Origin of the sequence: Micromonospora sp. WMMD964, assembly GCF_029581455.1 — a bacterium.
Lineage (GTDB): Bacteria > Actinomycetota > Actinomycetes > Mycobacteriales > Micromonosporaceae > Micromonospora.
On sequence record NZ_CP120860.1, the window covers coordinates 749,943 to 776,326 of the forward strand.

The 26,384-nt window shown below is 72.1% G+C and carries 23 protein-coding genes and 1 pseudogene; 10 read left to right on the forward strand and 14 right to left on the reverse strand.

Features of this window, described 5'->3' with window-relative positions; all coding sequences use genetic code 11:
- Positions 1-6 precede the first annotated feature (6 nt).
- The 4 genes from O7616_RS03565 to O7616_RS03580 all read right to left on the reverse strand — a co-directional run bounded on the left by O7616_RS03565 (position 7) and on the right by O7616_RS03580 (position 4,379).
- Positions 7-1,635, reverse strand: coding sequence for a hypothetical protein (locus O7616_RS03565; RefSeq protein ID WP_282305602.1), 1,629 nt, complete (start codon positions 1,633-1,635; stop codon positions 7-9).
- 107 nt (positions 1,636-1,742) lie between these two features.
- Entirely contained in the window at positions 1,743-2,747 is a 1,005-nt protein-coding gene (locus O7616_RS03570) for a glycine betaine ABC transporter substrate-binding protein (RefSeq protein ID WP_282305603.1), read from the reverse strand.
- 208 nt (positions 2,748-2,955) lie between these two features.
- On the reverse strand, positions 2,956-3,696 hold the full coding sequence (locus O7616_RS03575) for an ABC transporter permease (protein WP_282305604.1): 741 nt from the start codon (positions 3,694-3,696) through the stop codon (positions 2,956-2,958).
- Positions 3,693-4,379: an ABC transporter permease gene (locus tag O7616_RS03580; RefSeq protein WP_282305605.1), complete on the reverse strand. Its 687-nt coding sequence runs from the start codon at positions 4,377-4,379 to the stop codon at positions 3,693-3,695. The genes O7616_RS03575 and O7616_RS03580 overlap by 4 nt, the downstream gene beginning before the upstream one ends.
- A gap of 2 nt (positions 4,380-4,381) precedes the next feature.
- On the opposite strand from O7616_RS03580, the gene O7616_RS03585 reads away from it, so the two are divergent.
- Positions 4,382-5,386: an ABC transporter ATP-binding protein gene (locus O7616_RS03585; RefSeq protein WP_282305606.1), complete on the forward strand. Its 1,005-nt coding sequence runs from the start codon at positions 4,382-4,384 to the stop codon at positions 5,384-5,386.
- A 54-nt stretch (positions 5,387-5,440) separates the two neighbouring features.
- On the opposite strand, the gene O7616_RS03590 is transcribed toward O7616_RS03585, so the two are convergent.
- From O7616_RS03590 to folP, 7 genes and pseudogenes are all read right to left on the reverse strand, one after another.
- Complete coding sequence (locus O7616_RS03590) at positions 5,441-5,872, reverse strand: hypothetical protein (RefSeq protein WP_348773851.1); 432 nt, start codon at positions 5,870-5,872, stop codon at positions 5,441-5,443.
- Positions 5,873-5,997: 125 nt separating this feature from the next.
- Positions 5,998-6,306, reverse strand: coding sequence for a hypothetical protein (locus tag O7616_RS03595; protein WP_088987292.1), 309 nt, complete (start codon positions 6,304-6,306; stop codon positions 5,998-6,000).
- A gap of 58 nt (positions 6,307-6,364) precedes the next feature.
- A complete protein-coding gene (locus O7616_RS03600) occupies positions 6,365-7,579 on the reverse strand; it encodes an ABC transporter permease (RefSeq protein WP_282264032.1) in 1,215 nt (404 codons plus the stop codon).
- A gap of 118 nt (positions 7,580-7,697) precedes the next feature.
- Complete coding sequence (locus O7616_RS03605) at positions 7,698-8,237, reverse strand: DUF3180 domain-containing protein (RefSeq protein WP_282264031.1); 540 nt, start codon at positions 8,235-8,237, stop codon at positions 7,698-7,700.
- Positions 8,238-8,256: 19 nt separating this feature from the next.
- A complete protein-coding gene (folK, locus tag O7616_RS03610; RefSeq protein WP_282305607.1) occupies positions 8,257-8,784 on the reverse strand; it encodes a 2-amino-4-hydroxy-6-hydroxymethyldihydropteridine diphosphokinase in 528 nt (175 codons plus the stop codon).
- On the reverse strand, positions 8,781-9,149 hold the full coding sequence (gene folB, locus O7616_RS03615) for a dihydroneopterin aldolase (protein WP_282264028.1): 369 nt from the start codon (positions 9,147-9,149) through the stop codon (positions 8,781-8,783). Before folB ends, folK begins: the two co-directional genes overlap by 4 nt.
- Positions 9,150-9,331: 182 nt before the next feature.
- Positions 9,332-10,171 (reverse strand): annotated as a pseudogene (folP, locus tag O7616_RS03620) (dihydropteroate synthase); the annotation flags it as partial.
- Positions 10,172-10,527: 356 nt separating this feature from the next.
- Between folP and O7616_RS03625 the strand changes: the two are divergent.
- The 7 genes from O7616_RS03625 to O7616_RS03655 all read left to right on the forward strand — a co-directional run bounded on the left by O7616_RS03625 (position 10,528) and on the right by O7616_RS03655 (position 19,069).
- Positions 10,528-10,842: a hypothetical protein gene (locus O7616_RS03625; RefSeq protein WP_053654780.1), complete on the forward strand. Its 315-nt coding sequence runs from the start codon at positions 10,528-10,530 to the stop codon at positions 10,840-10,842.
- Positions 10,843-10,854: 12 nt separating this feature from the next.
- Positions 10,855-11,217 carry a hypothetical protein gene (locus O7616_RS03630; RefSeq protein WP_053654782.1) on the forward strand — a complete coding sequence of 121 codons (363 nt, stop codon included), beginning with the start codon at positions 10,855-10,857 and terminating at the stop codon, positions 11,215-11,217.
- A gap of 70 nt (positions 11,218-11,287) precedes the next feature.
- A complete protein-coding gene (locus O7616_RS03635) occupies positions 11,288-14,722 on the forward strand; it encodes an ATP-binding protein (protein WP_282264027.1) in 3,435 nt (1,144 codons plus the stop codon).
- A gap of 1 nt (position 14,723) precedes the next feature.
- Entirely contained in the window at positions 14,724-16,733 is a 2,010-nt protein-coding gene (locus tag O7616_RS03640; RefSeq protein ID WP_282305610.1) for an MFS transporter, read from the forward strand.
- A complete protein-coding gene (locus O7616_RS03645) occupies positions 16,730-17,287 on the forward strand; it encodes a hypothetical protein (RefSeq protein WP_282305611.1) in 558 nt (185 codons plus the stop codon). Before O7616_RS03640 ends, O7616_RS03645 begins: the two co-directional genes overlap by 4 nt.
- Before the next feature lie 56 nt (positions 17,288-17,343).
- A complete protein-coding gene (locus O7616_RS03650; protein ID WP_282264736.1) occupies positions 17,344-18,456 on the forward strand; it encodes a M23 family metallopeptidase in 1,113 nt (370 codons plus the stop codon).
- Positions 18,457-18,469: 13 nt separating this feature from the next.
- On the forward strand, positions 18,470-19,069 hold the full coding sequence (locus tag O7616_RS03655) for a hypothetical protein (protein WP_282305612.1): 600 nt from the start codon (positions 18,470-18,472) through the stop codon (positions 19,067-19,069).
- 2 nt (positions 19,070-19,071) lie between these two features.
- On the opposite strand, the gene O7616_RS03660 is transcribed toward O7616_RS03655, so the two are convergent.
- Positions 19,072-19,506: a hypothetical protein gene (locus tag O7616_RS03660; protein ID WP_282305613.1), complete on the reverse strand. Its 435-nt coding sequence runs from the start codon at positions 19,504-19,506 to the stop codon at positions 19,072-19,074.
- 314 nt (positions 19,507-19,820) lie between these two features.
- On the opposite strand from O7616_RS03660, the gene O7616_RS03665 reads away from it, so the two are divergent.
- A complete protein-coding gene (locus tag O7616_RS03665; RefSeq protein ID WP_282305614.1) occupies positions 19,821-22,382 on the forward strand; it encodes an FtsK/SpoIIIE domain-containing protein in 2,562 nt (853 codons plus the stop codon).
- A 28-nt stretch (positions 22,383-22,410) separates the two neighbouring features.
- Positions 22,411-23,130: a hypothetical protein gene (locus tag O7616_RS03670; protein WP_282305615.1), complete on the forward strand. Its 720-nt coding sequence runs from the start codon at positions 22,411-22,413 to the stop codon at positions 23,128-23,130.
- 93 nt (positions 23,131-23,223) lie between these two features.
- On the opposite strand, the gene folE is transcribed toward O7616_RS03670, so the two are convergent.
- Both folE and ftsH read right to left on the reverse strand, forming a co-directional pair.
- The gene (gene folE / locus O7616_RS03675) at positions 23,224-23,889 is read right to left on the reverse strand and encodes a GTP cyclohydrolase I FolE (RefSeq protein WP_282264734.1); all 666 of its coding nucleotides are present in this window, start codon (positions 23,887-23,889) and stop codon (positions 23,224-23,226) included.
- Between the two features lie 35 nt (positions 23,890-23,924).
- Positions 23,925-25,943, reverse strand: coding sequence for an ATP-dependent zinc metalloprotease FtsH (gene ftsH, locus O7616_RS03680; RefSeq protein ID WP_282264020.1), 2,019 nt, complete (start codon positions 25,941-25,943; stop codon positions 23,925-23,927).
- Positions 25,944-26,384: the final 441 nt, after the last annotated feature.

The window sequence follows — 26,384 nt, forward strand, 5'->3', positions numbered from 1 at the left end:
GACCGGTCAGCGCCAGCGGTCACCGGGCTGGGCGCCGCCGGCACGCGGTACGTCGTCCTGCGGCGGGTAGCCGTAACGCTCGTCCACCCGGCGGCGGCCGGGCCGCTCCGGGGCGGGTTCCGCCTGGTGGCCGCGCTGGCGCGGTGGACGCCACTCGTCCGGCACCGGGACACCGCCCACCGGCAGCGACCGCCGGTCCTCCGGCTCGCCCCGCCGGCCACCGTCGCGGTCGTGCCGGCGCGCCGGCTCGTCCCGGTGGTACGCCTCGGGCTCCCCGTGACGGCGGGGCTCGTCGTAACCGCGCGGCTCGTCGTAACCGCGCGGCTCGTCGTAACCGCGGGGCTCGTCGTAACGGCGGGGCTCCTCGTGGCGGACGGTGGCCCAGCGGTCGGCCATCCGGTACTCGGTGCCGGTGGCATCGGCGTGCACCTCGGCCCTGCGTTCGCCGACCCGCAGCTCACGACCGTTCTCGTCGTCGCGGACGGCGGCCCACCGGTCACCGGCCCGCAACTGCGACCAGTACTCCCCGGTGTCGTCGGCCCGCAACGGTGGCCCGGGCTCCGGGGCGGCGGCGGCCGCCCGGTCACGCTGCTCCGACCAACCGCGATCATCCGGGCTGTCCCAGGAGCGCGTCGCGGGCCTTTCCGGCGTGCGGTGCGACCGGGCCGGGCCCGGCTCGTCCGCTCGGGCGTACGCGTCGCGCGGATCGGTCCACTCCGGCTCGTCCGGGCGGCCCGTCCAGCCCGGCTCACCCTCCTCGAAGTCCGGCGCGTGCCGCTCGGGACCCCGGCTCCACTCCTGCGCCGGCGGGTTCCACTGGCCGGCGTACCCACCGCCGTAGCGCCCGGCGGGTTCCGGGTGCCCGCCGTCCACCACCGTGTGCCGGGTGGTGACGTGCACAGTCTCGGTGTGCCGGACGACACCGGGCGGCCGGGGTCCCGGTTCCGGACGGTCGTGCTCCCGAGGCCGGGCCGAGCCGTAGGCGGTGCCCGCCGACCGTTCCCCGCCGTACACCCCGGCGGCCGGCGGTTCGGCGGCCTCCCGGGGGTACACCGACTCGTCGTCGACCGATCGTTCGGAGCGACCCCGTCGGGGTACGTCGTCCGGGCCGGAGACCCGGGCGCGGCCCGCCGACGCGTCACCCGGCGCCTGAACCCGGCTACGGGCCACCGGCACCTCGTCCATCGGCGGCTCACCGACCGGCACCCGAGCCCGCCCGGCACCCATCGCCTCGCCGGCGGGGACGGCACCGGCGAGGGCGGCCCCGCTGGCGTCGAGACGGCGGCGGACCGCGGCGATTCCCTCCTGCGCCCGTTGCGCCTGGTCGAGCGCCTGGTTGCCGCGCTGCGCGGCGGCCACGATCTCGGTACGCAACTCCCGGCGGAGTTCCTCGATCTCGTCCATCAGCTCGTCGGCCCGCGCCGAGGCGCCGTCCGAGTCGGGGCGCAGCGCGATGGAGAGGCCGATCAGCACCACCGCGACGATGGCGAGCACCGCGGCGAAGCGCAGCGGGCCGTTGCCGTCGGCGACCAGCAGGATCAGTGCCGCCACCGGCGCGAGGGCGACGCCCGCCCAGAAGAGCAACGTCAGCAGCGGTGGTTGACGCCGGGCGTCAGAGGTGACCGGGGCTGGCATGGCTGTGCAGCCTACCGACGAGATTCGCCGGAGGGAACGGGGTCCCGGACGCGCGGACGCCCCCGGCCGATCCGGGCGGGGGCGTCCTCAGCATCTCGGGAGAGGGCTCAACTGGTGGCGAAAGCGCCGTCCGACGAGAAGATCAGGCCGACGCTGATCGAGCCGTCACGCAGCCCGCTCTTGGTCAGCGGCCCGCCCTGGTCCAGCGAGGAGAACTTGCCCACCGACAGCCCGTACGTCTTCTCCAGGCCCGGCTTGCAGAACGGGCGCTGCTCGCACTCCGGCGGGCCGCCCAGCACGGTAGCGCTGCCGGAGCACTTCGCGGCCAGCTCGGACAGGGTCCGCACGCCGTACTTGTCGGCGAATGCCTGGGTCACCGCGAAGGCGTTCTGGTCCTGCGCGGCAGCCGGGGCACCGAAGGTGATGCCCACCTTGTCGCCCTCGGCCTTGAGCGCGGTCACCGTCGTGTTGATGTCCGGCGAGGAGATCGGCGGAGGAGTGCCACCCTTCGCCTTGGTGTTGAGGAACTCGGCCATGGTCGCCGCGTACTCCGGGACGACCTGGATCTCGCCCTTCTCCAGCGCCGGCTCGTACAGCTCCCGGTTGCCGATCTGCTGCACCTTGACCTGGTAGCCGGCGGCGGTGAGCGCGATCCGGTACAGCTCGCCCAGCGTCTGGCTCTCGGCGAAGTTGCCGGCGCCCACGGTGATCTGACCACCCGGGCCCTTGGCGATGCCCGCGGTGAGGTTGTTGGCGGCGGCGAACTCCTCGGCCGCCACCTTGGGGGTCTTCCGGTCGTCGTTGACGGCCTTGTTGAGCTGGATCAGCTTCGGGGTGTCCAGCGCCGCGGAGACCTTGTCGAGTGCCGCGATCAGCTGCGGGTTGGCGGCCTTGCTGTTGACCGCCGGGATGACGTTGTCGGAGTTCTGGAGCTTCTTGTCGTCCTGCAGAGCGATGAGCTGCTGACCGGCGACCGGGGCGCAACCGGCGCCGGAGGCGCTGGTCTGGGGTGCGTCGGTGCCGGACGAGCCGGCGTCACCGCAGCCGGTGAGGAGTGCCGCCCCGGCGATGGCGCTGACCGCGCCGATGGCCAGACGTGTGCGTGCGCGCATGTGCCCGCCTTCCGTGTCCCGGCGCGACCCGTTCCGGGCCGGCCGCGTGTCCGACGGGCGTCCTGACTGTCGGCCGCCCGCGAATATCCACCCAACATGGTCCGGAAGCGACCGACAACTTGAGGTGGACTTCGTCACCGCATCGTCACCGATCGGCCCACCGCCGGCCGCCGGCTCGACGCGGAGCTCACCCGTACGAGTCAGCGGGTCAGGCGCTCCCGGTGGCGTCGGCGGGCCGGGGCCGGGCCACGCCCCGCCGGCCGCGCCGCAGTGGACGGGGGGTGACCAGCCGTTCGACGCCACCGAGGACGACCTCGGCCAGCAGCGCCAGCCCGGCCACCAGCACACCGCCGGCGACGATCTGCCCGCCGCCGGCCGCGATACCGATGCCGAAGCCGGTCCGGATGATCTGGCCGAGGCCACCACCGTTCACGAACGACGCCAGCGCCGCGGTCGCGATCACCTGGACCGCGGCCGTCCGGAACCCGGCCGCCAGGTAGGGCACCGCGAGCGGCAGCTCGACGCGCCGCAGCAGTTGCCCGCCGGACAGGCCCATCCCCCGGGCCGCGTCACGGGCCTCCGGGTCCACCTGCCGCACCCCGGTGTACGCGTTGGCGAGCAGCGGCGGTACGGCGAAGACGGCCAGCGCCACCACGACCGGCGTCTTTCCGAAGCCGCTGGCGAACACCACCGGCAGGATGGTCAGCAGCGCCAGGGTGGGGATCGCCAGGGTGGCGTTGGACACCAGCACCACCAGGCCACCGCCCCGACCGACGTGCCCCAGCCAGAGCCCGAGCGGCCAGGCCACCAGGCAGCCGAGCGCCACCGCCAGCGCGGAGATCGTCAGGTGCTCGCCGAGCCGGTCCAGCATCCCGCCGGGGTTGGTCCAGTTCAGCGGGTCGTTGATCCAGACGATGGCCTGGCTGATCGGGTTCGCCGCGACGGTCACCGTGCCCTCCGGTTGGACCAGGGGGTCACCAGCCGGGCGACCAGGACGAGGAGCAGGTCCAGCACGACCGCGAGCGCCACGCAGAGCAGCGCGGCGGTCATGATCTCGGCCTTGTAGAGGTTGTTCTGGAAGCCCGCGAAGATCAACTGACCGAGGCCGCCGTGCCCGACCAGCACCCCGACCGTGACCAACGCCACCGTCGAGACGGTCGCCAGCCGTACGCCGGTCACGATGCCCGGGATGGCCAGCGGCAGGTCGATCCGGAACAACCGCCCCCACCGGCCGTAACCCATGCCCTCGGCGGCCTCGCCGACCTCCGGAGGCACCTGGTTGAGCCCGGCCACCACGTTACGCACGATCAGCAGCAGCGCGTACAGGACGAGCCCGACCAGCACCGTGGTCGCGCCGGTGCCCAGGTAGGGGGCGATGAACGCGAAGAGCGCCAACGACGGGATGGTGTACACCACCCCGCTGACCGCGAGGATCGGACCGGCGAGCGGACGGAACCAGTACGCCAGGACGGACAGCGGCAGGGCGATCAGCACCGCGATCAACACCGCGCGCCCGGTGAGGGAGGCGTGTTCGCGCACCGCGGCGAGGATCGTGTCAGAGTTGTCCCGCACGTACTGCCAGGAGAACCAGGGGTTACCCGGGTCGGCCCGGTAGCTCAGGCGGAAGGACATACGTGGACGTTACCCCGGAGGCTGCCGACGTGACCGAATCCCCTCGTGCGGCGTCGATCTCCCTGCAGGGCATCCAGAAGCGCTATCCGAACGGCACCGAGGCCGTCCGGGATCTCAGCCTGGACGTCCGGGCCGGGGAGCTGGTGGTGCTGATCGGGCCGTCCGGCTGCGGCAAGTCGACGGTGCTGCGCATGATCAACCGTCTGATCGAGCCGACCGCCGGCCGGATCATGCTCGGCGACGAGGACGTCACCGACGTCGACCCGGTGCGGCTCCGCCGCCGGATCGGCTACGTGATCCAGAACGTCGGCCTCTTTCCACACCAGACGGTCCGGGCCAACGTGGCCACCGTGCCGAATCTGCTCCGCTGGCCCAAGGGCCGGACCAGGGCGCGGGTCGACGAACTGCTCGACCTGGTCGGGTTGGACCCGGCCCAGTTCGGCGGTCGCTACCCGAACGAGCTGTCCGGCGGCCAGCGGCAGCGGGTCGGGGTGGCGCGGGCGCTCGCCGCCGACCCGGTGGTGCTGCTGATGGACGAGCCGTTCTCGGCCGTCGACCCGATCGTGCGGGCCCGCCTCCAGGAGGAGTTCCTCCGCCTCCAGGCCGAGGTCCGCAAGACGATCGTGCTGGTCACCCACGACCTCGACGAGGCCGTACGGCTCGGCGACCGCATCGCGGTGCTCTCCTCGGGCGGGCACCTGGAGCAGTACGACACGCCGGCCGCGTTGCTCGGCACTCCCGCCACCCCGTTCGTCCGCGAGTTCGTCGGCGCCGACCGGGGCATCCGCCGATTGGCGGTCACCCCACTCGACCGGGAGGCACTGGAGCCGGTGCCCGGCGACGCCGCCGCGGACCTGCCCACCGTCGCACTGGACGGCTCCGCGTACGACGCGTTGGCGGTGCTGCTCACCTCGGGTCAGGACCAGCTCGTGGTGACCGACGCCGGCCGACCGGTGGGGACGCTCACCCGACAGCGACTGCTCGACCTCGGCCGTCCGACGAACTGACCCGGGGTCGACCGATCCCGCCCGGGGCCGATCCGGTTTCCGGCCGGCCCCGGGTCAGGCGCGTCCGCCGAGGCTGGCGGTGCCGATGATCCACCCGGTGAGGAAGCCGTAACCGGCACCGGTGCTCGCGTCCTGGAGAGCGCTCAACAGCGACGGGGTAGGGCCGAGCAGCGCCGCGAGCACGGCGGCGAGCCCGCCGGCCAACACGTACGCGGCCCAGCCGGAGAAGAACTGGCTGACCGATCCGGGCACCCGGGCCACCTGGGCGGCGGGCAGCAGGTAGAGCAAGCCCACCGCGAGGACGACCAGCAGCACGGCTCGCAGGTCGGCGGCGAACAACCCGCCGGCCTGCCCGTCCGCGTCGAGTCGCCAGGCCGGCCAGGCGAGCAGGCGCACGTAGTACGCGGCGGCGGACTCCGGGTCGGTCTGCGTGGCGGCCCAGCCGGTGAACGCCGGGCTGCCGGCGATGCCGACCAGCAGCAACACGGCGAGCGCGCCGGTCCCGGCCGCCGTGCCGTAACGGCCGACCGGGCCGGAACGGTGCAGGAGCGACGCGATACGCCCAGGCCCCGAACCGGTCGCTCGGGCGGACCTGGACTGCCCCGAGCGGCTCAGTGCTTCATCAGGTAGTCGATGAAGGCCGCCCGCAGCAACGGCGCGGACTCCTCGTAGCCGTGACCCGTCAACTCCCGCCACAACGCGTTGGCCTCGTCGATCGTCGGGCCGATCGAGTTCGGTGCGCCGTCCAGGACCGTGGCCTCGTCCGCGTTCGGCAGGTGTCGGATCACCGACCAGTAGAACCCGACGTCGCGACGCTCCCGGGCCAGGGCGAACGCCCGCTCCCGCAGCTCCTCGGTGGGCAACGCGTCAAGCTCCTCGAAGGAGGTTCCGCCGGGGGTGGCGGCAGGTGTGTCGGTCATGTCGCCGAGCCTAACCGTCGAGATCAGCCCCGGCTCGGCGGACGCGACGCGACACCGGTCACCGCTCGTCGGTGTCCCAGCGGCGCGGGCCGTCCTCCCACCGCGGATCCCGCCACGGGTCGACCGGTTGGGGCGCGGCGGGAGTCGGCAACGTCGGAGGCCAGTTGTCGACCGGCTGGGGCTGCGGCATGGTCCACCCCGTGCTGATCGTGCCGTCGCCGACCGGCTCGGGCTTGTCGACGCTGCCCGGCCGGGGCCGCCCGAACGTCTCGACCAGCCGGGTCACCAGCAGTCCGATGCCGAGCACGGCCCCACCGACCGCCCAGTTGCTCAGGGTCCAACCGCGCTCCGGCGCGTACGTCTGGAAGAGGGTCACCACACCCACCGCCAGCAGCGTGCCGAACACACCGCCCCGACGGCCGTACGCGCTGGTGCCCGCGAGCAGGGTCACCCCCACCGCCAGCACCGTCCAGTCGAGGCCCGAGGTGGGCGCGACGAGTTCGGGGCCGTTGGCGGCGAGCAGGACACCGGCCAGGGCCGCCAGCACGCTGGAACCGACCAACGCGACGGCGGTGACCACCGCGGCCAGCACACCCCGACGTCGGGCCGGGTCGGCGACCGGCCGGTACCTGCCGACCAGCCGCCGGATGGCCCGGACGGCACCGAACAACCCACCGAGGACGGCCACCGCGGCGAAGCCGGCGAACAGGTAACCGGCGCTGCGCCCCGGGTCGTAGTCGCCCTGCACCAGCACCGGCGCGGAACGCCGTTCGATGTACACCACCACGCCCGCCGCGCCGGCCAGGCTGGCCGCCCAGCCCGGCACGTGCAGCACCACCACGACCAGCGCCAACGCGAGCCCGCCCAGCGCGGCGACCGCCACGGCCGGCCCGACCGACGCCGGCAGACCCCGATCGCCCTGCTCGGCGTAGTGCAGGGCGGCGGCGACCGCGATCGGCCCCACGGCCAGGTTCGGCGCCGCCGTGCGCAGGCTCAGCCCGGCGGCCAGCGCGAGCAAACCCAACCCGACCGCGGCCACCAGCAACGTCCGCAGGTTGCCGCCGCGCAGGGCGGACGGGTCGTCCTGCCAGAGCAGCCAGCCCAGCGCGGCCAGCCCGGCCAGCAGCAGGAACTCCCACCCCAGATGTACGCCGATCCGGTCCCGGCCGGGTTCACCGTGGGTGGGGTCGTCGAAGACGTTCTCCAGAACGGCGGCGGGCACCCCGGACGAGGCTTCCGCCGACCGTTCCCGGCCCACTTCTTCGTACCCCATGACGCCGCCTCCCCAGTGGCCGGCCGCCTCCGGTCCGGCGCGCGGACGAACCGTGGGTGGCCCTTGCACCCGATCGCAGGCACCGTACCCGCGCCCGCAGCCGGGCGTAACCCCCTGCTCAGCGCTGGCCGGGGCGGCTGTCCCGTGGGTCCTGCTCGCGGTCGTCGTCCGGACGCTCCGGCACCCGGCAGGAGCGCTCCAGCCACAACGCGGCACCGACCAGAGCCAGCGAGGCGAGCAGCCCCCCACCCGCCGCCGGACGATCGTCCAGGGCGGCGCGGGTGGTCTCCACGAAGAGCCAACCGGTGAGCCCCGCGTAGAAGCCGGCGAAGATCGCCGCAGCCAGAGCCGACGCTTTGGCCAGCACCACGAAACGGGCGACCAGCAGCGGGTTGACCGGGTCCCGGCCGGGCTTGCGCTCGATGCGGCCCCGGGTGTTGATCGCCGCGTACGCCTCGAGCACGGCCAGCCCGGCCAGCGTCACCACCGGCAGCCAGGGCAGTCGCGGAATGCCGCTGTAGTAGAGCGTGCTGATCAGCAGCCAGGCCACCGCCGCGGCGGCCAGGGCGGCCACGACGAGAGTCGAGATCCGGGTGGGGCCCATCCGGGACCGATCCGGGCCGGACCCGCCCGGTGGTGGGGACTTCGCCTGCGTCATGCCGGCCGGCTCCGCTCGGTCATGCCGTCGACTCTAACGCCAACTCCGGCCGGGGACGCAGTTCCAGCGCCTCGTCCGCCACCGGACCGGTGGTCAGCAGGTCGGTCAGCCAGCCGTGACCGGGCAGCCGACCGTACGGCTGGATGTCGATCCACGGTCGCAGAACGAACGCGCGCAGGTGCGCCCGCGGATGCGGCAGGGTCAGCTCCGGGTCGTCGCTGAGCACCGGCTCGTCGTCGTCGCCCCACACCGCGATCACGTCCACGTCGAGGGTGCGCGGCCCGAACCGCCGCTGCGGGTCACGAACCCGCCTGGCCGCGCGCTCCGCGTCGCGGGCCCGCTCCAGCCAGTCGCGCGGGGTCGCGGTCCCGTCCTGGACCAGCACGACCGCGTTGAGGTACGCGGGCTGGTCGGCGTCGCCCCACGGTGGAGTCTCGTACACCCCGGACACGACGAGTACGGCGTCTCCGAGCGTGGCGACAGCGGTGCGCAGGTGCTCCAGACGGTCGCCCAGGTTGCTGCCGAGCGACAACACGGCCCGGGTCATCGGGCCCGCGTCCGGGTCATGGTGACGGCCACGTCGGTGAAGGTGTGCGGCACCGGGGCCTCCGGCTTGTGCACGGTGACCGTGGCGGCGGCGACCCGCTCGTCGGCCAGGCAGACGGCGAGGAGCCGGTCCGCGAGAGTCTCGATCAGGTTGACCGGCTCACCGGTCACCACCGCGACCAGGCGTTCGGCCAACTCGCCGTAGTGGACGGTGTCGGTGACATCGTCGCTGGCGGCGGCCGGCGCCAGGTCCATCTCCAGGACGGCGTCGACGACGAAGTCCTGCCCCTGCGCCCGCTCGAAGTCGTACACCCCGTGCCGGCCACGGGCCCGCAGGCCGGTCAGCTCGATCCGGTCCGTCCTCATCGCCGCGCTCCCTGCGCTCGGTCCTGGTGCGCGTGGCCATCCTGCGCGTGGCCCTCGTGCGCGCGGCCATCCTGCGCGTGGCCCTGGTGTACCCGGTCCTCTTGCGCCTGGCCCTCGTGCGCGCGGCCGTCCTGCGCGTGGTCCTGGTGCGCGCGGCCCTCGTTTGCGTGGCCGTGGCGCGCGCTGGTCAGGCGCGGGCTGCCGGTCGCGGCCCAGACGGCGAGCGCGTCGGTGGTGGCCCGCACGTCGTGCACGCGGACGCCCCAGGCACCGGCGGCGACCGCCAGCACGCTGGTGGCCACTGTCGCCGCCTCCCGCTGGGCGGTCGGCCGTGGTGTTCCGTCCGGGGCGGCGAGCAGTCGGCCGAGGTACGACTTGCGGCTGGCGCCGAAGAGCAGCGGGTAACCGAGGTCCAGCAGCTCCGGCAGTCGGGTGCTGAGCTCCCAGTTGTGCGCCGCCGTCTTGGCGAAGCCGAGGCCGGGGTCGACGATGAGGCGTTCGGCGGCCACCCCGGCGGCCAGCGCCGCGTCGACGCGTTGGGTCAACTCGGCCCGCACGTCGGCCACCACGTCGGTGTAGGTGGCCAGTTCACGCATCTCACGGGAGTGACCCCGCCAGTGCATCAACACCCAGGGGCAGTCCGCGTCGCGGACCACACGGGCCATGTCCGGGTCGGCGAGCCCGCCGGACACGTCGTTGACCACCGCCGCACCGGCCGCCAGGGCGGCCTCCGCCACCCGCGCCCGGCTGGTGTCGATGCTGACCAGCACGCCGGCGGCGGTCAGCTCGCGGATGACCGGCAACACCCGCTCGACCTCGGTCGTGGCGTCGATCCGCTCGGCGCCCGGGCGAGTCGACTCGCCGCCGATGTCCACCAGGTGCGCGCCGGCGTCGCGCAGACGGACGCCGTGTCCGACGGCGGCGTCGAGGTCGGCGTACCGTCCGCCGTCGGAGAAGGAGTCCGGCGTGACGTTGAGGACGCCCATCACCACCGGGCCCGGAGCCCGCACCAGATCGGTCACGACTAGACGGTACCGGTCGCCACGGCGGTGCCCACCGCCCCGGGTCAGCCTCGCACCACCACCCCTGACGTGCTGGTTAGAACAGGTGTACGATAGGTCATTCGGGCAGCGTCGGGCAGTCCCTTCGCAGCTTGTCGCAATCCGGGGCGGGCCGTACGCTTTGGAATCGGCCAGCATCGAGATGGCGAAGCTTGGAGGGAGGGCCGAAGCGGGGGAAAACCGCCCAAACCTCGCCACGCTCTGTGGTGAGTAACGAACACAGGGTCAAGAACGCTGCGCCCTGTGGAGCACTTTTCCCGCCAGGTTCGCCTATTGCACCGCCGCGGCACCGCCGGCCGCGCTATGGGGAGGTTCCAGTGATCGCCTTCGAGCTCATGGAGACGGCGTCGTCCGGCGTCGCCCACGCGCTCTCCACCCTGGCGTCGGCTCCGCTCGCCGAGCCGGCACCGAAGGGGATCGACACCAACGGTGTCGTCACCTTCTTCGCCAGCAAGATCGCGCCGATCCTGCTCGCCGTCCTCGGCGTCATCTTCATCGGTCGTGCCAGCCGGGGCGAGATCTCCAAGGTGCTGACCAGCTCCGCGATCGCCATCGTCGGCCTCGCCTTCATCGCTGGCGCGGCAACGCTCTTCTTCGTCGGCGATTACCTGATCGACCTGATCTTCGAATAGGCGCGTTCCCACATGCGGCTGCGCACCGACGACGACATCTACCGGGCCCGCCTGGTCTACCTCGGGCCGCCCGGCTACACCCTTCCGGTCCACCTGCCCTACGCCCAGTACGGGCTCTTCATGCTGCTGGTCCCCCTCTACATGTTCATCCACTGGCTGTTCACGTTGACGGTCGAGCTCTTCCCGGCCTGGGAGATCGCGCTCGCCATCGTGACCACGTCGTTCATCTTCCGGCACGTCGACCCCGATCGGCCGGCGCGGGTGGTCATCCGCACCGCGTTGACCGACTGGCGACGCACCCGGGAGCCGGCGGTCGAACAGCGCGATCCGCGTCTGGTCGGCAGTCGGATCAGGATCCGGGAGGAGCTGGCATGACCGGGCGTACGCCGATCGGTGCGTCGCAGGACGCGGGTAACAGTCTGTCGACAGTCGCTAAGGCGGTCGCATGAGTCGCTCGTCCACGCCGGGTTCTCCGGCCGGCCGCCCGGCCGTGCCGGCAGGTCACCGTGCGCACTCATTCGACTACACCGAAGACGAGGACGAGGTGGCGCTCGACCCCGCACTGGTGACTTCGCCCGGCCACGGCGCGGTCGGCGTGTTCCAGGCACCCCGCCCGGTCTCTCGTCGGCCGGCACCCGCCGAGCCGAGCGCGGTCTCGGCCGGGGACAACGCCGACATCGACTCGCCCTTCCTCGACCTCTTCGGCGGAGCCCGGCCCGGCCCACGAGCCGTTTCGGCAGGCCCGACCACCCGGGAGCAACCGGCGATCCCGCAGCAACAGCCGCCCACGGCCGGTCCGACACCAGCTCCACCCGTTCCCGACCTGGAGCCACCGTGGACCCCCGAGGACCAGCCCGGCAACGGGGGCCGACGCGTCGAGCCACGACACGTCGGCGGCCACCCGGGCAACGAGTCGCGGGTGCCGCATCAGGCCGGCGACCGGTTGCCGATCCTCCGGCCGACCGCAGAGCCCGAGCCGGTCACCGAGGGCACGTCCGTCTCGAGGGCCCAGGGCCCGGCGACCCGCCCACCCGACACCACGTCACCCGCACGGCCGACCGCGGCGTCCGGTCGACCCACGGCACCCGTGGAACGAGCCCCGGCCCACACCCAGCCCGTGGAGCGGTCGACCGCTCCTGTCGAGCGTCCGGCCAACGCCGCTCCGACCGACCGGCCGGCCCTGGAACGGCCCCAACGCCGCGCCGCCGGCTCGGATCGAGCCAAGGGTGTCGGCAAGGAGGTCGCCCCGCCCCGAGGCCGCGCCGCCGGTCGCCAGGACCGACCGACGAAGCCGACCCGGATCCGCGCACCGAAGATCAAGTTCGGTGATCGGGACCCGTCGGTCGAACTGGCCATCACCGAGATCGCCGGTCACCTCACCTTCACCCCCAACACGGTCACCGCCTGGTATTGGCTGCCCGAGGTCCGTTGGGCATTCCGGCCGGACGCCGAACGCGAAGCACTCCTGTCGGCGATCTCCGAGCAGTACGCGGGCCTGGCCGGCTTCCGGCTGCACCTGCGCCGCACCACCCGGCCGTTCCCCGCCGACGAGTGGGCGCGCACCATCGACGCCCACACCGCCGCGCCGCTCGCCGACGTTCCCGGCACCACCGGCTGGGCAGATCACCTGGTCGCCGCCCAACGACACCTGATGGCGGTCAACCACGCCGAGGGCCAGACCTACCTGGGTGTCACCTTCGCCCGCCGCTCCCTCGGCGACTCCCTCACCGAGCGGATGCTGCGCACCTTCGGTCGGGGCACCGCCGAGGGCGAACGCCGCAAGCTGGGCCGCACCGTCGAACAGTTCGACGAGGTGCTCGGCGCGTTCGGCATGCGGGGTCGACGGGTCACCGCACAGGAGTTGGAGTGGCTCCTCTACCGGTCGGTGGCGCTGTGCATGGCACCCCCCGGCACGCTCTCGCCGGTGACCGACGGGCGCTGGGAACGCGGTGACCTGCTCGCCCTGACCGAGCAGGTGGAGCGCTACCGCACCCCGTACGGCTCGACGGTCAAGCTGGTCAACCGGATGACCGGCGAGGAGCGGCACGTGGCAGTGCTCGCGGTCGGCCGGATGGAGCCGCTGGAGATCCCGGAACGGCACGAGCCCTGGCTGCACTTCCACGAGCGGCTGCCCTGGCCGATGGAGATCTCCACCCGCGTCGACATCCTCGGCTCCGGCGACTCCTTCCGTAACCTCGAACACCGGCTACGGATGATCCGCTCCCAACAGCTCGACTACGCCGAGCACGGCATCGACGCACCCCCGGAGCTGGAACGACTCGCCAAGCGGGCGCTGGTGATCGGCGACGAGATGACCACCGGCCTGCCGGTCGACTCGGCCCGTGCGCACGGCTGGCACCGGATCGCGGTCGGCGGCCGGACCAGGGAGGAATGCCTGGAGCGGGCCCGCCGGCTCATCCAGCTCTACTCCCGGGAACTGCGCATCTCGCTGCAACACCCGAAGAACCAGGACTGGTTGGCCCGCGAGTTCATCCCCGGGGAGCCGATCGCCAACACCGGCTACGTCCGGCGCATGCCGGTGCCGTTGCTCGCGGCCGCACTCCCCCAGGCCGCGTCGAACGTGGGCGACCGTCGGGGCGACCTGATCGGCCGGACCGCCGGCACCTGCCGCCGCCCGGTCTTCCTCGACCTGCACTTCCCCATGGAGGTCCGGGAACGCTCCGGGCTCGCGGTCTTCGTCGCCGAACCGGGTGGCGGCAAGTCGACCCTGCTCGGCGCACTGGGCTACCTGGCCGCCCGCCGGGGTGTCCAGGTGACCCTGCTCGACCCGTCCGGGCCGCTGGCCCGCCTCTGCGCGATGCCCGAGCTGCGGCCGTACTCCCGGGTGTTGAACCTGACCGGCTCGGAGCACGGCACCCTGGCGCCCTACTCGCTCATCCCGACGCCCCTGCGCACCGAGTTCGGCACCGGGGCCGCCGGTGACCGCGAGTTCGAGATCGCGGTCTCCAACGCGCGGGCCGAGCGGCGGATGCTGGTCCAGGACATCTGCATGATGCTGGTCCCGCCGCAGGTGGCCAGGGAGGCGTCCACCGCCACCCTGTTCCGGCACGCCGTCCGTCAGGTTCCCGCCGAGGAGACGTCCACCCTGGACGACGTCGTGAGCTGCCTCGGGCGCCTCGACGACGACGCCGGCAAGGAACTGGCCAACCTCCTGCTGGACACCGCCGAGATGCCCCTGGCCATGCTCTTCTTCGGCCGTCCCCCGGAGGGGCTGCTCGGCGCCGACGCCGCACTCACGGTGATCACCATGGCCGGGCTGCGGCTGCCCGACCTCAAGATCGAACGCGAGTACTGGTCGGCCGAGGAGGCGCTGGCCCTGCCGATGCTGCACACCGCGCACCGGCTCGCCGTTCGGCGCTGCTACGGCGGCTCGATGTCGTCGCGCAAACTGGTCGGCCTGGACGAGGCGCACTTCATGGAGGGCTGGCGGTCCGGGCGTTCGTTCCTGGTCCGACTCGCCCGCGACTCCCGCAAGTGGAACCTCGCCGCGCTCGTCGCCTCGCAGAACCCCCGCGACATCCTCGGCCTCGACGTGCAGAACCTCGTCTCCACCGTCTTCGTCGGCCGCATCGCCGAGGACACCGAGATCGCCTCCGAAGCGCTGCGGCTGCTGCGGGTGCCGGTCAACGACGGGTACGAGGCCACTCTCGCCTCGCTCTCCGCCGCCGACACCAACTCGGCCTCCCGCCTCGGCTTCCGAGAGTTCGTGATGCGCGACGTCGACGGCAGGGTGCAGAAGGTCCGCGTCGACGTCTCGTACGTCGAAGGGCTGCTGGATCACCTCGATACGACGCCCGCCGCGATCGCCGCGGCGGCTGGAGTCCTGCCGAGCATCCCCCTTCCGGATCTGGAGGCGTGACATGGCTAGGGCCTGGGTCAAGGTCCTCGGTCGAGCCGAGGCGAAGGGCCGGGCCCCAAGCCCCGGGGCCCGGGCAAGGATCACGTCGTTCCTGCTCGCCCTCGGCGTCCTGGCCGGGGCGACCCTCACCTGGCCGCTGATCGGGGCGGAGGCCGCAGCGGCGGCCCCACCCGTCGCCCAGGCCCGCGCCGACCTCTGCACGACAGCCGAATGGCAGGCCGACTTCCGGGCCTGCGTGCAGAAGCTCCAGACAGTCAGCGAGGACGAGGTCAAGTGCCGTAACGCTCCGACGCCCGGCACACCGGACTCGGGCCTCGCCGGCTGGTTCGCCGCAGCGCCGCCAACGGAAGCAGCGAACGGGGTGGCTGGCCGGTACAGCCTCTACGGCTACGGTGGCTACAGCTACAACACCTATGACATCGAGGGTGGCTGCGCGTCCAGCGTGCTGCATCCGGACTACAAGTTCACCACTACGATCGCCAATGGCGAATTCATGGCCGCTACGGCAATCATCGGTGCGTCCAACGCACTTCGTGAGCGTGCCTGGGACCCCGGCTCGATGTGGGGCTGGGCGGACCCGCTGGTCGAGCAGGCCACCAAGGCCGTGTACGAGAAGGTGTTCAGCGTCTTCGGCATCATCACCCTCTGCGTGGTGGGGCTCTATCTACTCTGGCGATCCCGCCAGTCAGACATGAGCAACGCGATGACCACCGCGGGGTGGGCACTGCTGGTGATGGTCGCGGTCACCGCCCTCGCCGCCTGGCCGGTCAAGTCGGCCAATGTCGCCGACGGTGCACTTGTCACAAGCCTTGGGGTCGTCCACGACGCGGTCGGTCCGCAGGCGAAGGAGCCGGACCCAGGGCGGTGCATCGACCCCGACCCGAACCGCTGTAAGGACCTCCGCACGCCCGCCGTCCGAGCCAGCGACACCGCTACCGAGACCATGCTCTACCGGAACTGGCTCCGCGGAGTGCTGGGCTCGGCGGACAGCGAGACCGCCCGTAAGTACGGCCCGGCCTTGTACGACGCACGGTCTCTGACATGGGGCGAGGCCCAATCCATGCGCGCCAACCCGGCTACCCGAGAGGCGACGATCAAGGCCAAGCAGCAGCAGTGGGCACGGGTGGCCCAGCAGATCCAGACCGAGGACCCGGAGGCGTACGAATACCTCCAGGGCGTGCGCGACATGGACCGCGTCGGTGCTGGGTTCATCGCGGTGCTGGCCGCGTTGCTCTTCGCGATGTTCGACCTGACCGCGTCGTTGCTGGTCCTGCTGGGCTTCCTCATCTTCCGGTGGGCGGTGATCGCGGCACCCATCCTGGGCACCATCGGCCTGCTCCGGCCGGCCAGCGCCGGCCTACGGAGGTTGGCGAACGCCGTGGTCGCGGCGGTGTTCAACATCGCCATCTTCGGCACCGGGGCCGCGATCTACCTGTTCGCCGTCGACCTGATCATGAGCACGCCAACCCTGGCAGGTTGGCTCCAGGTGGTGCTGGTCTGGCTCTGCGGGGTGGTCGGCTGGCTGTTGCTGCGGCCGTACCGACGGATCACCCAACTCGGCGGCAAGGACAGCAGCGAGGCGGTGAGTTCGGCCGGCTCCTGGCACCGCCGGTTCTTCCGGGACATGCGGACCGCCGCCCGACTGGACGTGGCGGAGCCGGGCGGCACAGCCGAGCCGGTGGGCGGGCGTCGACGGTCGCCCGACGTGGAACAGACCCGACTGCGCCCGGAGGCCCGCCGGGAGGATCCGGTCTCGACGCCGTCGGCTGCCGGCGCGGGCCAGCGCGACAGCGGGCGCCCCGACGGCCGGGAACGCCCCGATGAGACACCGGCGGCCGAGACCAGAGGCCGGGGCCGTCCCGTCGCCCCCCAGCCACGTCGCCGTCAGCCGGCAACGTGGACCGAGCCGGACGTGCCGGCCGAGAACCCGTCGTTCGTCGTCTACCGGCCCGGGTCGACGGAGCGCACGCCGGACCGTTCCGGACCTCGGGTGCGCTCAGAGGCACGGTGACGGGGATGCGACGGGCGCTTGAGTTTCTCTTCACCCGGGCGCTGCGGTCCCGGCTGGGCGTGGCGCTCGTCATCGCGGTACTCGTCTTCGGTGTGCTCGGCGCGGCTCGCTTGATGTCTGGTCCCCTCGATCCGGCCGACGGTTTGAGCAGCCGCCCGAACCAGCCGATCACCACAGTGGACCCGACGACCGGCGACGATGGGGTGCTCTCCGACGAGGCTCCGCCGTCACCGGTGACATCGCCGGGTGCCCGGACGCCCGAACAGACCGCGGACCGATTCACCAAGGCGTGGCTGGGCCGCCCCGGGATGACCACGGAGGAGTGGCAGACCGGCCTCCGGCCGCTCTCCACGCCTGCCCTGACCGAGAAGCTGGCCGGTGCCGAACCCGAGACTGTGCCCGCCGAGCAGGTCACCGGGCCGCCGACCATGCGGGAGCGCACCGAGACGTTCGTCGAGTTGCTACTTCCGCTGGACAACGGCCGGCTGAGGCTGGAACTCGTCACCTCCGACAAGGGGTGGATGGTCGACGTGGTGGATTGGGAGCGGCCGTGAGCGCCGGCAGGGGTTCCGCCCTCCGCCGACCGGTGCGGGTCGGCGTGATCGCCACGATGCTCACCGGTGTGCTGCTTCTGCTCTGCTGCACCGGCGGGACCGCGGCGTTCTTCCTGAGTGGGCTCGGCGGCGACGCGGAGGACGGGGACAACCTGGCCGGCTGGGGTTGCGGACCGGTCCGTCCGGTGGACATCGTGGGCGAGCTGCCCCGGTTCACCGAGTACGGCGACGCACAGGTTCGCAACGCTGCGATCATCATCAAGGTCGGCCAAGACCTGGGTGTGCCGTCGCGGGGTTGGGTCATCGCCCTGGCGACCGCCATGCAGGAGTCAAATCTGCGCAACCTGGCCAACAGAGCCGAGCCCGAATCCCTCAGCCTGCCGAACGAGGGCGTCGGGGCCGACCACGACTCGCTGGGGCTGTTCCAGCAGCGGCCCGGTTGGGGGTCGGTCGCCGAACGGATGACTCCCTCGTACGCAGCTCGGAAGTTCTACGAGAAGCTCGTCAAGGTCCGCAGTTGGCAGCGCCGACCGCTGACTGTGGTGGCACAGCAGGTCCAGGTCAGCGCCTATCCGGACGCCTACGCCAAGCACGAGGAGTTGGCCAGCAAGCTTGTGAACGCGCTGGCCGGCGGCGCGGCCCGCACCGTCGAGATCAACGGCAAGGCGGTGTGCGACGCGGCCGAGCGCGGCGAGATCGCCGCCTCCGGCTGGACCGCACCGATCCCCGGCGACGTCGGCTCCGGCTTCCGCACCGCCAGCCGACCCAGCCATCACGGGGTGGACATCGGCGCGGCGAAGGGCACCGAGATCCGCGCTGCGGCATCCGGTCGGGTGCTGGTCGCCCAGTGCGATCCGGACAACCGGAATCGGCGGGACTGTGACGTGGACGGGTACCCGGACAAGGGCGGCTGCGGTTGGTTCGTCGACCTGCTGCACGCCGGTGGTTACATCACCCGCTACTGCCACATGGTGGTCCAGCCACGCGTCAAGGTGCATCAGATCGTTTCGGCGGGCGACGTGATCGGGCAGGTCGGCAGCAGCGGCAATTCCTCCGGCCCGCATCTGCACTTCGAGGTGCACGAGCGCAACAACCGGAAGAGCTCCGGAGCCATCGACCCGGTTCCGTTCATGCGCGAGCGGGGTGCCCCGCTGCGCGCCGCCGAGTGAGGTCACCACTGGCATGACCGGACCGTTGCCGGACCCGTTCGCCGACCAGCCGGACTGGGCACCCCGGCCGCCCCGGCCACTGGCTGTCGTGCCCGCCACCGACCGGGTGGAACTACGTGGGCGGCGGGTGCTGGTCGGGCTGCCGGGGCTGGGTTGGCGGGGCGACCTGCGCGCGGACGACCGGGTGGTGCAGAACGCCCGGACCTACGTGCCGGTGATCCCCGAGCACGAGTGGTACCGGGCCGAGGCCGAGCAGGTGGAGGTCTTCGCCCCGCTGGTGCCGGTGGAGCGGGTCTGGGCGGAGACGGTCGGCAGCCGCCCGGTCGCGGAGGGAGATCGGGAGACCGGCATCCGGTTGGTCTCCCTGGACGGACCCGCGCACCGGAACCCCACACCCGTCTTCGAGGCGGACGCGGTCACCGGTCGAAGGGTCGTGCACGTCGAGGACGGCGTTGAGCACCGCGACCTGCGGGCGGTCACCGAGACCTACTCGGGTGCCGAGGGAGACATCTGCGTCCGGATCACGCCGGAGGTGGAGTGGTACCGCTGGGCCTGGCGCGGCCAGGCACCCACCACCCTGGAGGTACCGGTCCATCTGTTGTGGATCGAGTAACGTCAGCTCACTCTATTGCCAGCGCAAACGCGCCACCCCTCCTTGTCCTTCACATCGAACCGCCATGTGTCCGCCAGGCTTTGGTGAACACCATCGATCGATGCGCTTCGGCGGATTACGGCGGTTACAACCGCGTCAGATACGGCGGTCTTGGAAACCACAACATTCTCGATATTGATCGAGAAGGCCACGCCCAATTCCTGTTCACGCCCGGCTACTTGAGCAGCGAATTCATTGACCGCGGGAACCCCGCCATTGCAGGAAAACAGCTTTGCCCGATTCAAATCGCGGGAGACGAGCGTCGCCTGGAGGTAGTTGACTACTGCAACGTCGGGCGTGCTGCGGTCGGGGGCTGCCGCGCGGTTGTACAGCACGTAGCCCGTGATGGCCCCGCCCAGACAGAGCAACGCGAGAACACCGCCGACGACCGTGAGCACGGTCCGCATTCGGCGGCGCGGCGGCTGCGGCGCCGGTGGTGCCGCAGCCGGCGGCAGTTGCTCGGACGGTGCCCGTTGGGCCGGTACGCGGGAGACCTGGGAACCGGCGGGGGGCTGCACTGATTCCACCTCCTGAAGTTATCGGCTGGACGCCCCGGAGCCAATGCCTCAGATCCAGCGGATCGTGACGGACCCCTCCCCACCGGTGAGATCAACGACATCCCTGGCGCACCGCCGAGGCACCTCCCGGAGGAGGGGACCCGGCTGGGATACCGTCTCTGCTCGGGAGGGGTTGCCAACCTCGGGCAGAGGGGGTGGACGCGGTGGCCGGTCCGAAGGCACGTACGAACCGCGCCGCAGCTCTGCACCGTCGGGCGGCGGCAGTCGCTACCGCTGCCGCGGGGATCCTGGACGAGACGCGACCGGCCCCGGCCGATCAGCGCCGCCAGTACGAGGTGGCCGATCGTCTGCGGGAGGTTGCCGCACGGCTGGCTCCGGGCTGGTCGGGTGCGGCATTGAATTCGCTGACGGTGGACACCGCGGCGGGTGACGGTCCGCCGCCGTTCGTGCGGGTCGGCACGGCGGCGCCGCTGGATGATGCCCGTTTTCCCGCGTTGGTGCCGTTGGTGGGCACCGGTCATCTGAGCGTGGACGCGGATGCCCGGGAGCCGCGGGTGGCGGGGTTGCTCCGGGCCGTACTCCTGCGGTTGTTGGGTGCGACACCGGCGGGTGCCTTGTTGGTTCGCGCGGTGGACGCCACCGGTGTCGTGCTGACGTCGTTCGGTCCGCTCGCCGACGCCGGTCTGTTGCCGCCGCCTGCGGTGGACGTGACCGGCCTGCGCGCGGTGTTGACCGAGGCGGAGCAGTGGGTGACGCCGGGTGCGAGTGGCCGGCGTCGCCACGACCGTACGTTGCTGTTGGTGGTCGCGGCGTTGCCGGAGTCGACTGGTCCGAGTGATCTGGCGCGGCTTGAGGCGCTGGCCGAGCAGGGGCCGGCAGCGGGGTTGCACCTGGTGGTGGCCGGCTGGCCGCCGGCCGGTCCGTACGCCGTCCGGGCGCCGCTGCCGCGCACCACGGCGGTGGCGTTGCGCAACGCGTACGCGCTGCTCGGTGACCCGCCGGGGGCATCCTTCGCCGGGCCGGGCGCGGATCCGCCGGGCGGGTTGAACTCACCGGTCTTCGTGGAGTCGGATCCGCCGGCCGAGTTGGTGGGCGCGGTCTGTCGACGGCTGGCCGAGCAGGTGGAGGCGGGTTCGCGGTTGGCGTTGGCGGCTCTGCTGCCACCGACGGGCGAGCACCTGTGGGAGTCGGACTCCGTGGACGGGATGACGACCACGGTCGGTGACGCCGGGGGCCGGTCGGTGCCCCTGGGTTTCACCGAGCTGACGCCGCACTGGTTGGTGAGTGGCCGTTCCGCGGGGGGTCGTGCCGCGTTCCTGACCACCGCGCTGCTGGGCCTGGCCGCTCGGTACGGCCCGGACGAGCTGTCGCTCTACCTGGCGGATCTGGGCGAAGGTGAGTCCTTCGTGGAGTTCCTGCAGACCGAGCGCGACCGGTCGTGGATTCCGCAGGTGCGCGCTGCGGCGATGGCCGCCGACCGGGAGTACGTGCGGGATCTGCTCGACGAGTTGACGGCCGAGGTGCGGCGGCGGGCGGAGGCGGCGACGCGGGCTGGTGGGCAACGGTTCGCGGAGCTGCGTCAGCATCAGTCGCTGCCGCGGATCGTGTGCGTGTTGGAGAATGTGCCGCTGCTCTTCGCCGAGCGGGACCGGCTGGCCGCCGAGGTGGCGGCCCAGTTGGACGGGTTGGCCCGGGCCGGTCGGGCGTTCGGCGTACACCTGGTGTTGGCCGGGGCGGGCGAGCTGGGGCTGAGTGTCCGCGCGGACGCCGGCCACCGGGATTCGGTGCTCGGGCAGTTTCCGGTGCGGGTGGCGTTGCCGGGCGGCAGCCCGGTGCTGGAGCCGACGAACGATTCGGCGGCCGGTCTGCCGGTAGGCAGCGCGGTGGTCAACACCGCCGGTGGGCTCGGCGGGCCTCGGGGTGCGATCCGGGGTCACGAACGGTTGATCCGCTATCCGGACCCGCAGGACCACCCGGAGGTGGTGGAGGAGCTTCGGCACGAGTTGTGGGCGGCCCGCCCGGCCGGGTCGGCGCCTCCGGTGGTCTTCGCCGGTTACGCCCGGCCTCTGCTGAGCAACGACCCGCGCCACCGGGCGGCGTTGGCGGGGCAGGCGCACGGCCCAGCCGCCCTGCTGGGCCGCGCGGTGGATGTGGCCCGTTCGACTGTCGCCGTGCCGTTGGGGCCGGCGGCCGGGCGCAACCTGGCGGTGTTGGGTTCGGGTGCCGCGGCAGGTGGGCTGCTGGCGACGGCGGCCCGGAGCACCGCCGACCATCACCCTCCGGGGAGCGCTCGTTTCCTGGTGGCGGCACCGGATCCGAGTTCGCGGGCGCTGGCGGAGGCGTTGACCGCCGAGTTGGCCACCCGGCATTCGGCCGAGATGGTGGATCTGTCGACGCTGCTGGCGGACCCGGCCGACGAGTTGCCGACGTACCTGGTGGTCTTCGGTCTGGACCGGCCGGGTCCCCGGGAGTTGCCGGTGGACCGGCTCCGGGCGTTGCTGCGGGACGGCCCGCCGGCGGGGAGGCACCTGCTGGGCTGGTGGCGTGCGGTGCCGCCGTTCGCCGCGTTGGTCGAGCCGGCGGGCGAGGTCGACAAGCTGGCCGCCGTGGTCGTGCTGGACGTGCCGATCCCGCAGCTCACCGCCGTCTTCGGGCGGCCGGTGGAGTGGCGGGTCCGCCCCGACCGGGCGGTGCTGTGGGACGGCCCCGACGAGCGGGGTCGGGTCCTGGTGCCGTTCGCGGACGAGACCGGCTGACGCGATGGCGCGAGCGGGAGGTGTCGAGGTGGGTCCGAACGCGACGGTGACCGGGCCGGGACGTCAGCGCGCCGCATCGGCGAGCGGAGACGTCACGCCGACGGCGGTCGAGCCGAGCACGGTCTGGGCGGAGTACCTGGCCGCGGCGCGTCAGCTCGACGGGGTACGCCGCAGCGCGGCTGCCGCAGCCGGTGAGCAGGCCCGGTCGGCGGAGGCCGCCCGGGAGGAGTTGACCGTGGTGCGGACCGGGCTGGCGAGTCAGCAGGAGCGGCTGCGGGAGTTGGGCGTACCGGCGATCTCGCTGGTGCCGTCGCCGCCGGAGCTGACCGAGGCGGCCCGGTCGATGGCGGGTGGCCCGGCCGCGGTGTTGGCGGCGTTGCGCGCCGCGCGGGGCCGGGCCGAGGCGGCGGACGCGGCGCTGGGCACGCGCCGTCGGTTCCGGCCGGGGTCGTGGTCGGTCCGGGCGCGCAACCTCCTGGTGTACGGGCCGTTGGCGCTGCTGGTGCCGCTGATCCAGGTCGCGGTGTACGCGGCGACGGGCATCGGGCCGGCCACCGTGGCCGCGCTGATCTGTGGGCTGCCGATGCCGGCGGTCGCGTTCGTCGCCGGTTGGCTGGGCATCGGGCGGCTGTTCCGCGTCGGCCCGGCGGAGCGGCTGGACCGCACGGTCCGCTTCGGCGCGCTGGTGTGCCTGGTGCCGGCGGTGCTGGTCACGGCGGGTCTGCTGCTGGCCGTGCTCGCCGGCTGACCGGGCGAGGGCTTCGCCTGGCGCGGTTGGGGCAGGAACGGAACCGGCCGGCCGCCCCGGAAAGGGATCGGCCGGCCGGTGTCGGTCGGGGTGTCAGCGGGGGATGATCAGCGCCATCGCCTCGGCCCGCGACTTCGAGTCCGTCTGCAGGATGCCGCGTACCGCTGAGGTGATGGTCTTGGCACCGGATTTCTGGATGCCGCGCATCGCCATGCACATGTGCTCGCATTCGAGCACGACGACGACCCCGCGTGGTGCGAGTCTGCTCATCAGCAGGTCGGCGACCTGCGAGGTGAGCCGCTCCTGCACCTGGGGTCGACGGGCGAAGACCTCGACCAGTCGGGCGAGCTTGGACAGGCCGGTGATCCGCCCGTCCGGGCCGGGGATGTAGCCGATGTGCGCGCTGCCCCGGAACGGCAGCAGGTGGTGCTCGCAGAGGCTCATCACGTCGATGTCCCGGACGATCACCAGCTCTTCGTGGTTGGCCTCGAAGGTGGTGCTGAGCACCTGCGCCGGGTCGACGCGCAGCCCGGCGAAGAGTTCGGCGTACGCGCGGGCGACCCGGGCCGGGGTCTGTTGGAGGCCGTCGCGGTCCGGGTCCTCGCCGACCGCGATCAGGATCTCGCGGACGGCCTTCTCGATCCGGCCCAGGTCGACGGCGTCCTCGACGGGGCGGCCGGTCAGCTTGCCGCTGATCAGCCGAGCGGCGACGTAGTCCAGCTCGTCGTCGCCGTCGGGTTCGGTCGCGGAGACGGCCAGCTCCCGGTGAGGGGAGCTGGCCGTCGGGTCGTTGCTCAGTGCGTGCCGTCCGAGTTGTTCGACGGCGCCCCACCGCCGACCGACGCCTGCGCGCCGTCAGCCTGGGCCTGCGCCTTGAGCTTGTCCTTCTCCGCCGGGGTGAGCACGGGCGGCTCGGTGGAGGGCTGGCGCTTGCCGAAGCCGTTGTACGGGGCCAGCGGCGGGCGCTTCACCACCCGGGCGCAGATCCGCGCCATATCGGCCGTGGAGAGGGTCTCCTTCTCCATCAGCTCCAGCACGATGTTGTCCAGGACGTCCCGGTATTCCACCAGGATCTCCCAGGCCTCGTCGTGCGCCAGCTCGACGAGTGCCCGCATCTCGCCGTCGATCTCGGCGGCCACCGAGTCCGAGTAGTCCCGCTCGTGGCCCATGTTGCGGCCGAGGAACGGCTCGTCTCCGCTGGTGCCGTACTTGATCGCGCCGAGCTTGGAGCTCATGCCGTACTGGGTGATCATCGCGCGGGCCAACTGGGTGGCCTTCTCGATGTCGTTGCCGGCACCGGTGGTCGGCTCGTGGAAGACCAGCTCCTCGGCGGCCCGACCACCCAGCGCGTACGCCAGGGTGTCGATCATTTCGGCGCGCGTCTGGGTGTACTTGTCCTCGGTGGGGAGTACCAGGGTGTGGCCCAGCGAACGGCCACGCGACAGGATCGTCACCTTGTGCACCGGCGCGGCGTGCGGCAGCGCCCAGGCGACCAGCGCGTGCCCACCCTCGTGGTACGCGGTGATCTTCTTTTCCTGGTCGCTCATCACGCGGGTGCGCCGCTGCGGACCTGCGATCACCCGGTCGATCGACTCTTCCAGCGAGTCGTTGGTGATCGCGCGCTGGTCCTTGCGGGCGGTGAGCAGGGCCGACTCGTTGATCACGTTGGCCAGGTCGGCGCCGCTGAAGCCCGGGGTGCGCCGTGCCACCGAGTCGAGGTCGACGTCGGGGGTGAACGGCTTACCCTTGGCGTGCACCCGCAGGATGGCCTTGCGGCCCTCCATGTCGGGGGCGTCCACCGGGATCTGCCTGTCGAAACGGCCCGGGCGCAGCAGCGCCGGGTCGAGGATGTCCGGCCGGTTGGTGGCGGCGATCAGGATGACCCCGCCCTTGGTGTCGAAGCCGTCCATCTCGACGAGGAGCTGGTTGAGCGTCTGCTCGCGCTCGTCGTGACCGCCGCCCATGCCGGCGCCACGGTGCCGACCGACGGCGTCGATCTCGTCGACGAAGACGATCGCCGGGGCGTTCGCCTTGGCCTGCTCGAAGAGGTCACGGACCCGGCTGGCGCCGACACCGACGAACATCTCCACGAAGTCGGAGCCGGAGATGGAGTAGAAGGGCACCCCGGCCTCGCCAGCGACCGCGCGGGCCAGCAGGGTCTTGCCGGTGCCGGGCGGGCCGAACAGCAGCACGCCCTTCGGGATCTTGGCGCCCAGAGCCTGGTACTTCGCGGGGTTCTGCAGGAAGTCCTTGATCTCGTGCAGTTCCTCGACGGCCTCCTCGGCACCCGCGACGTCCGCGAAGGTCGTCTTCGGGGTGTCCTTGGTGATCATCTTCGCCTTGGACTTGCCGAAGTTGAGCACCCGGGAGCCGCCGCCCTGCATCTGCGACATGAAGAACAGCAGCAGAAGGACGAGCAGCGCGATCGGCAGCAGGTTGACCAGCAGGCTCACCCAGATGCTGTCCGAGGAGACCTTGACGTCGGCCGGGCCGGTGACGCGGTTGGCCGCCTTGGCGTCCAGCACCTCGTTCCAGATCTGGTCACCAGCCTGGTACGGGAACTGGGCCTCGATCCGGTCGGTCTCGGTCTTGCCGAACTTGGTCTTCTGAGCGAGGTCCAGTTGGACCGTCTGCTCCTTGTCCTGGAAGACGACCTTATTGATCTTGGCGGTGTGCAGCTGATCGAGCGCAACGGAAGTGTCCACGCGGTGGTAGCTGGGACCAGCGGTGAACAGTTGACTGAGCACAACGGCGCCGAGGATGACCAGGATGATCCAGACCACCGGTCGGCGGAAGAAACGCGTACGTTCCATACTGTTGTCGAGCGCCGGGGCGCCCGCATCCTCCTGATCGACGTCCTGACCGTCTGATGGTGTCGCCGCGTGAGCGGCGGCCGGAGCCGCCGTGCGGGCCGGCTCGACCCCGAGGCGCGAAAACTGCCGCGCCGCGGTCATTCGACGGTACACCGTGTACGCGAGGAGTGAGCTTGCGAGCCCCGCAGTCGTGCACCATCGAACCGCCCCGCGCACGTGAGGAGCGAGCTGGCGAGCCCCGCACCGGCGCACCTTCGGTATCGACGGCACGCACCGTGGGCAGGCCCACCAGCCCCGCAACGAACCTGCGGCGGGTCCGGATCGGAACCGGCGTGGCGGGGAGTCCGGCCCGGCCACCCGAACGCCCGGTCACGCGGTCGAGGGGGTCGGGCGCGGAGTAACCTCCGGGCCACCGTGGTCCACGGTAACCGCAACACCTGA

Coding starts and splice junctions, on each gene's coding strand:
- O7616_RS03565 (WP_282305602.1), bottom strand. CDS start 1,635: ATGCCAGCCCCGGTCACCTCTGACGCCCGGCGTCAACCACCGCTGCTG.
- O7616_RS03570 (WP_282305603.1), bottom strand. CDS start 2,747: ATGCGCGCACGCACACGTCTGGCCATCGGCGCGGTCAGCGCCATCGCC.
- O7616_RS03580 (WP_282305605.1), bottom strand. CDS start 4,379: ATGTCCTTCCGCCTGAGCTACCGGGCCGACCCGGGTAACCCCTGGTTC.
- O7616_RS03595 (WP_088987292.1), bottom strand. CDS start 6,306: ATGACCGACACACCTGCCGCCACCCCCGGCGGAACCTCCTTCGAGGAG.
- O7616_RS03600 (WP_282264032.1), bottom strand. CDS start 7,579: ATGGGGTACGAAGAAGTGGGCCGGGAACGGTCGGCGGAAGCCTCGTCC.
- O7616_RS03605 (WP_282264031.1), bottom strand. CDS start 8,237: ATGACGCAGGCGAAGTCCCCACCACCGGGCGGGTCCGGCCCGGATCGG.
- folK (WP_282305607.1), bottom strand. CDS start 8,784: ATGACCCGGGCCGTGTTGTCGCTCGGCAGCAACCTGGGCGACCGTCTG.
- folB (WP_282264028.1), bottom strand. CDS start 9,149: ATGAGGACGGACCGGATCGAGCTGACCGGCCTGCGGGCCCGTGGCCGG.
- O7616_RS03630 (WP_053654782.1), top strand. CDS start 10,855: ATGCGGCTGCGCACCGACGACGACATCTACCGGGCCCGCCTGGTCTAC.
- O7616_RS03635 (WP_282264027.1), top strand. CDS start 11,288: ATGAGTCGCTCGTCCACGCCGGGTTCTCCGGCCGGCCGCCCGGCCGTG.
- O7616_RS03640 (WP_282305610.1), top strand. CDS start 14,724: ATGGCTAGGGCCTGGGTCAAGGTCCTCGGTCGAGCCGAGGCGAAGGGC.
- O7616_RS03650 (WP_282264736.1), top strand. CDS start 17,344: ATGCTCACCGGTGTGCTGCTTCTGCTCTGCTGCACCGGCGGGACCGCG.
- O7616_RS03655 (WP_282305612.1), top strand. CDS start 18,470: ATGACCGGACCGTTGCCGGACCCGTTCGCCGACCAGCCGGACTGGGCA.
- ftsH (WP_282264020.1), bottom strand. CDS start 25,943: ATGGAACGTACGCGTTTCTTCCGCCGACCGGTGGTCTGGATCATCCTG.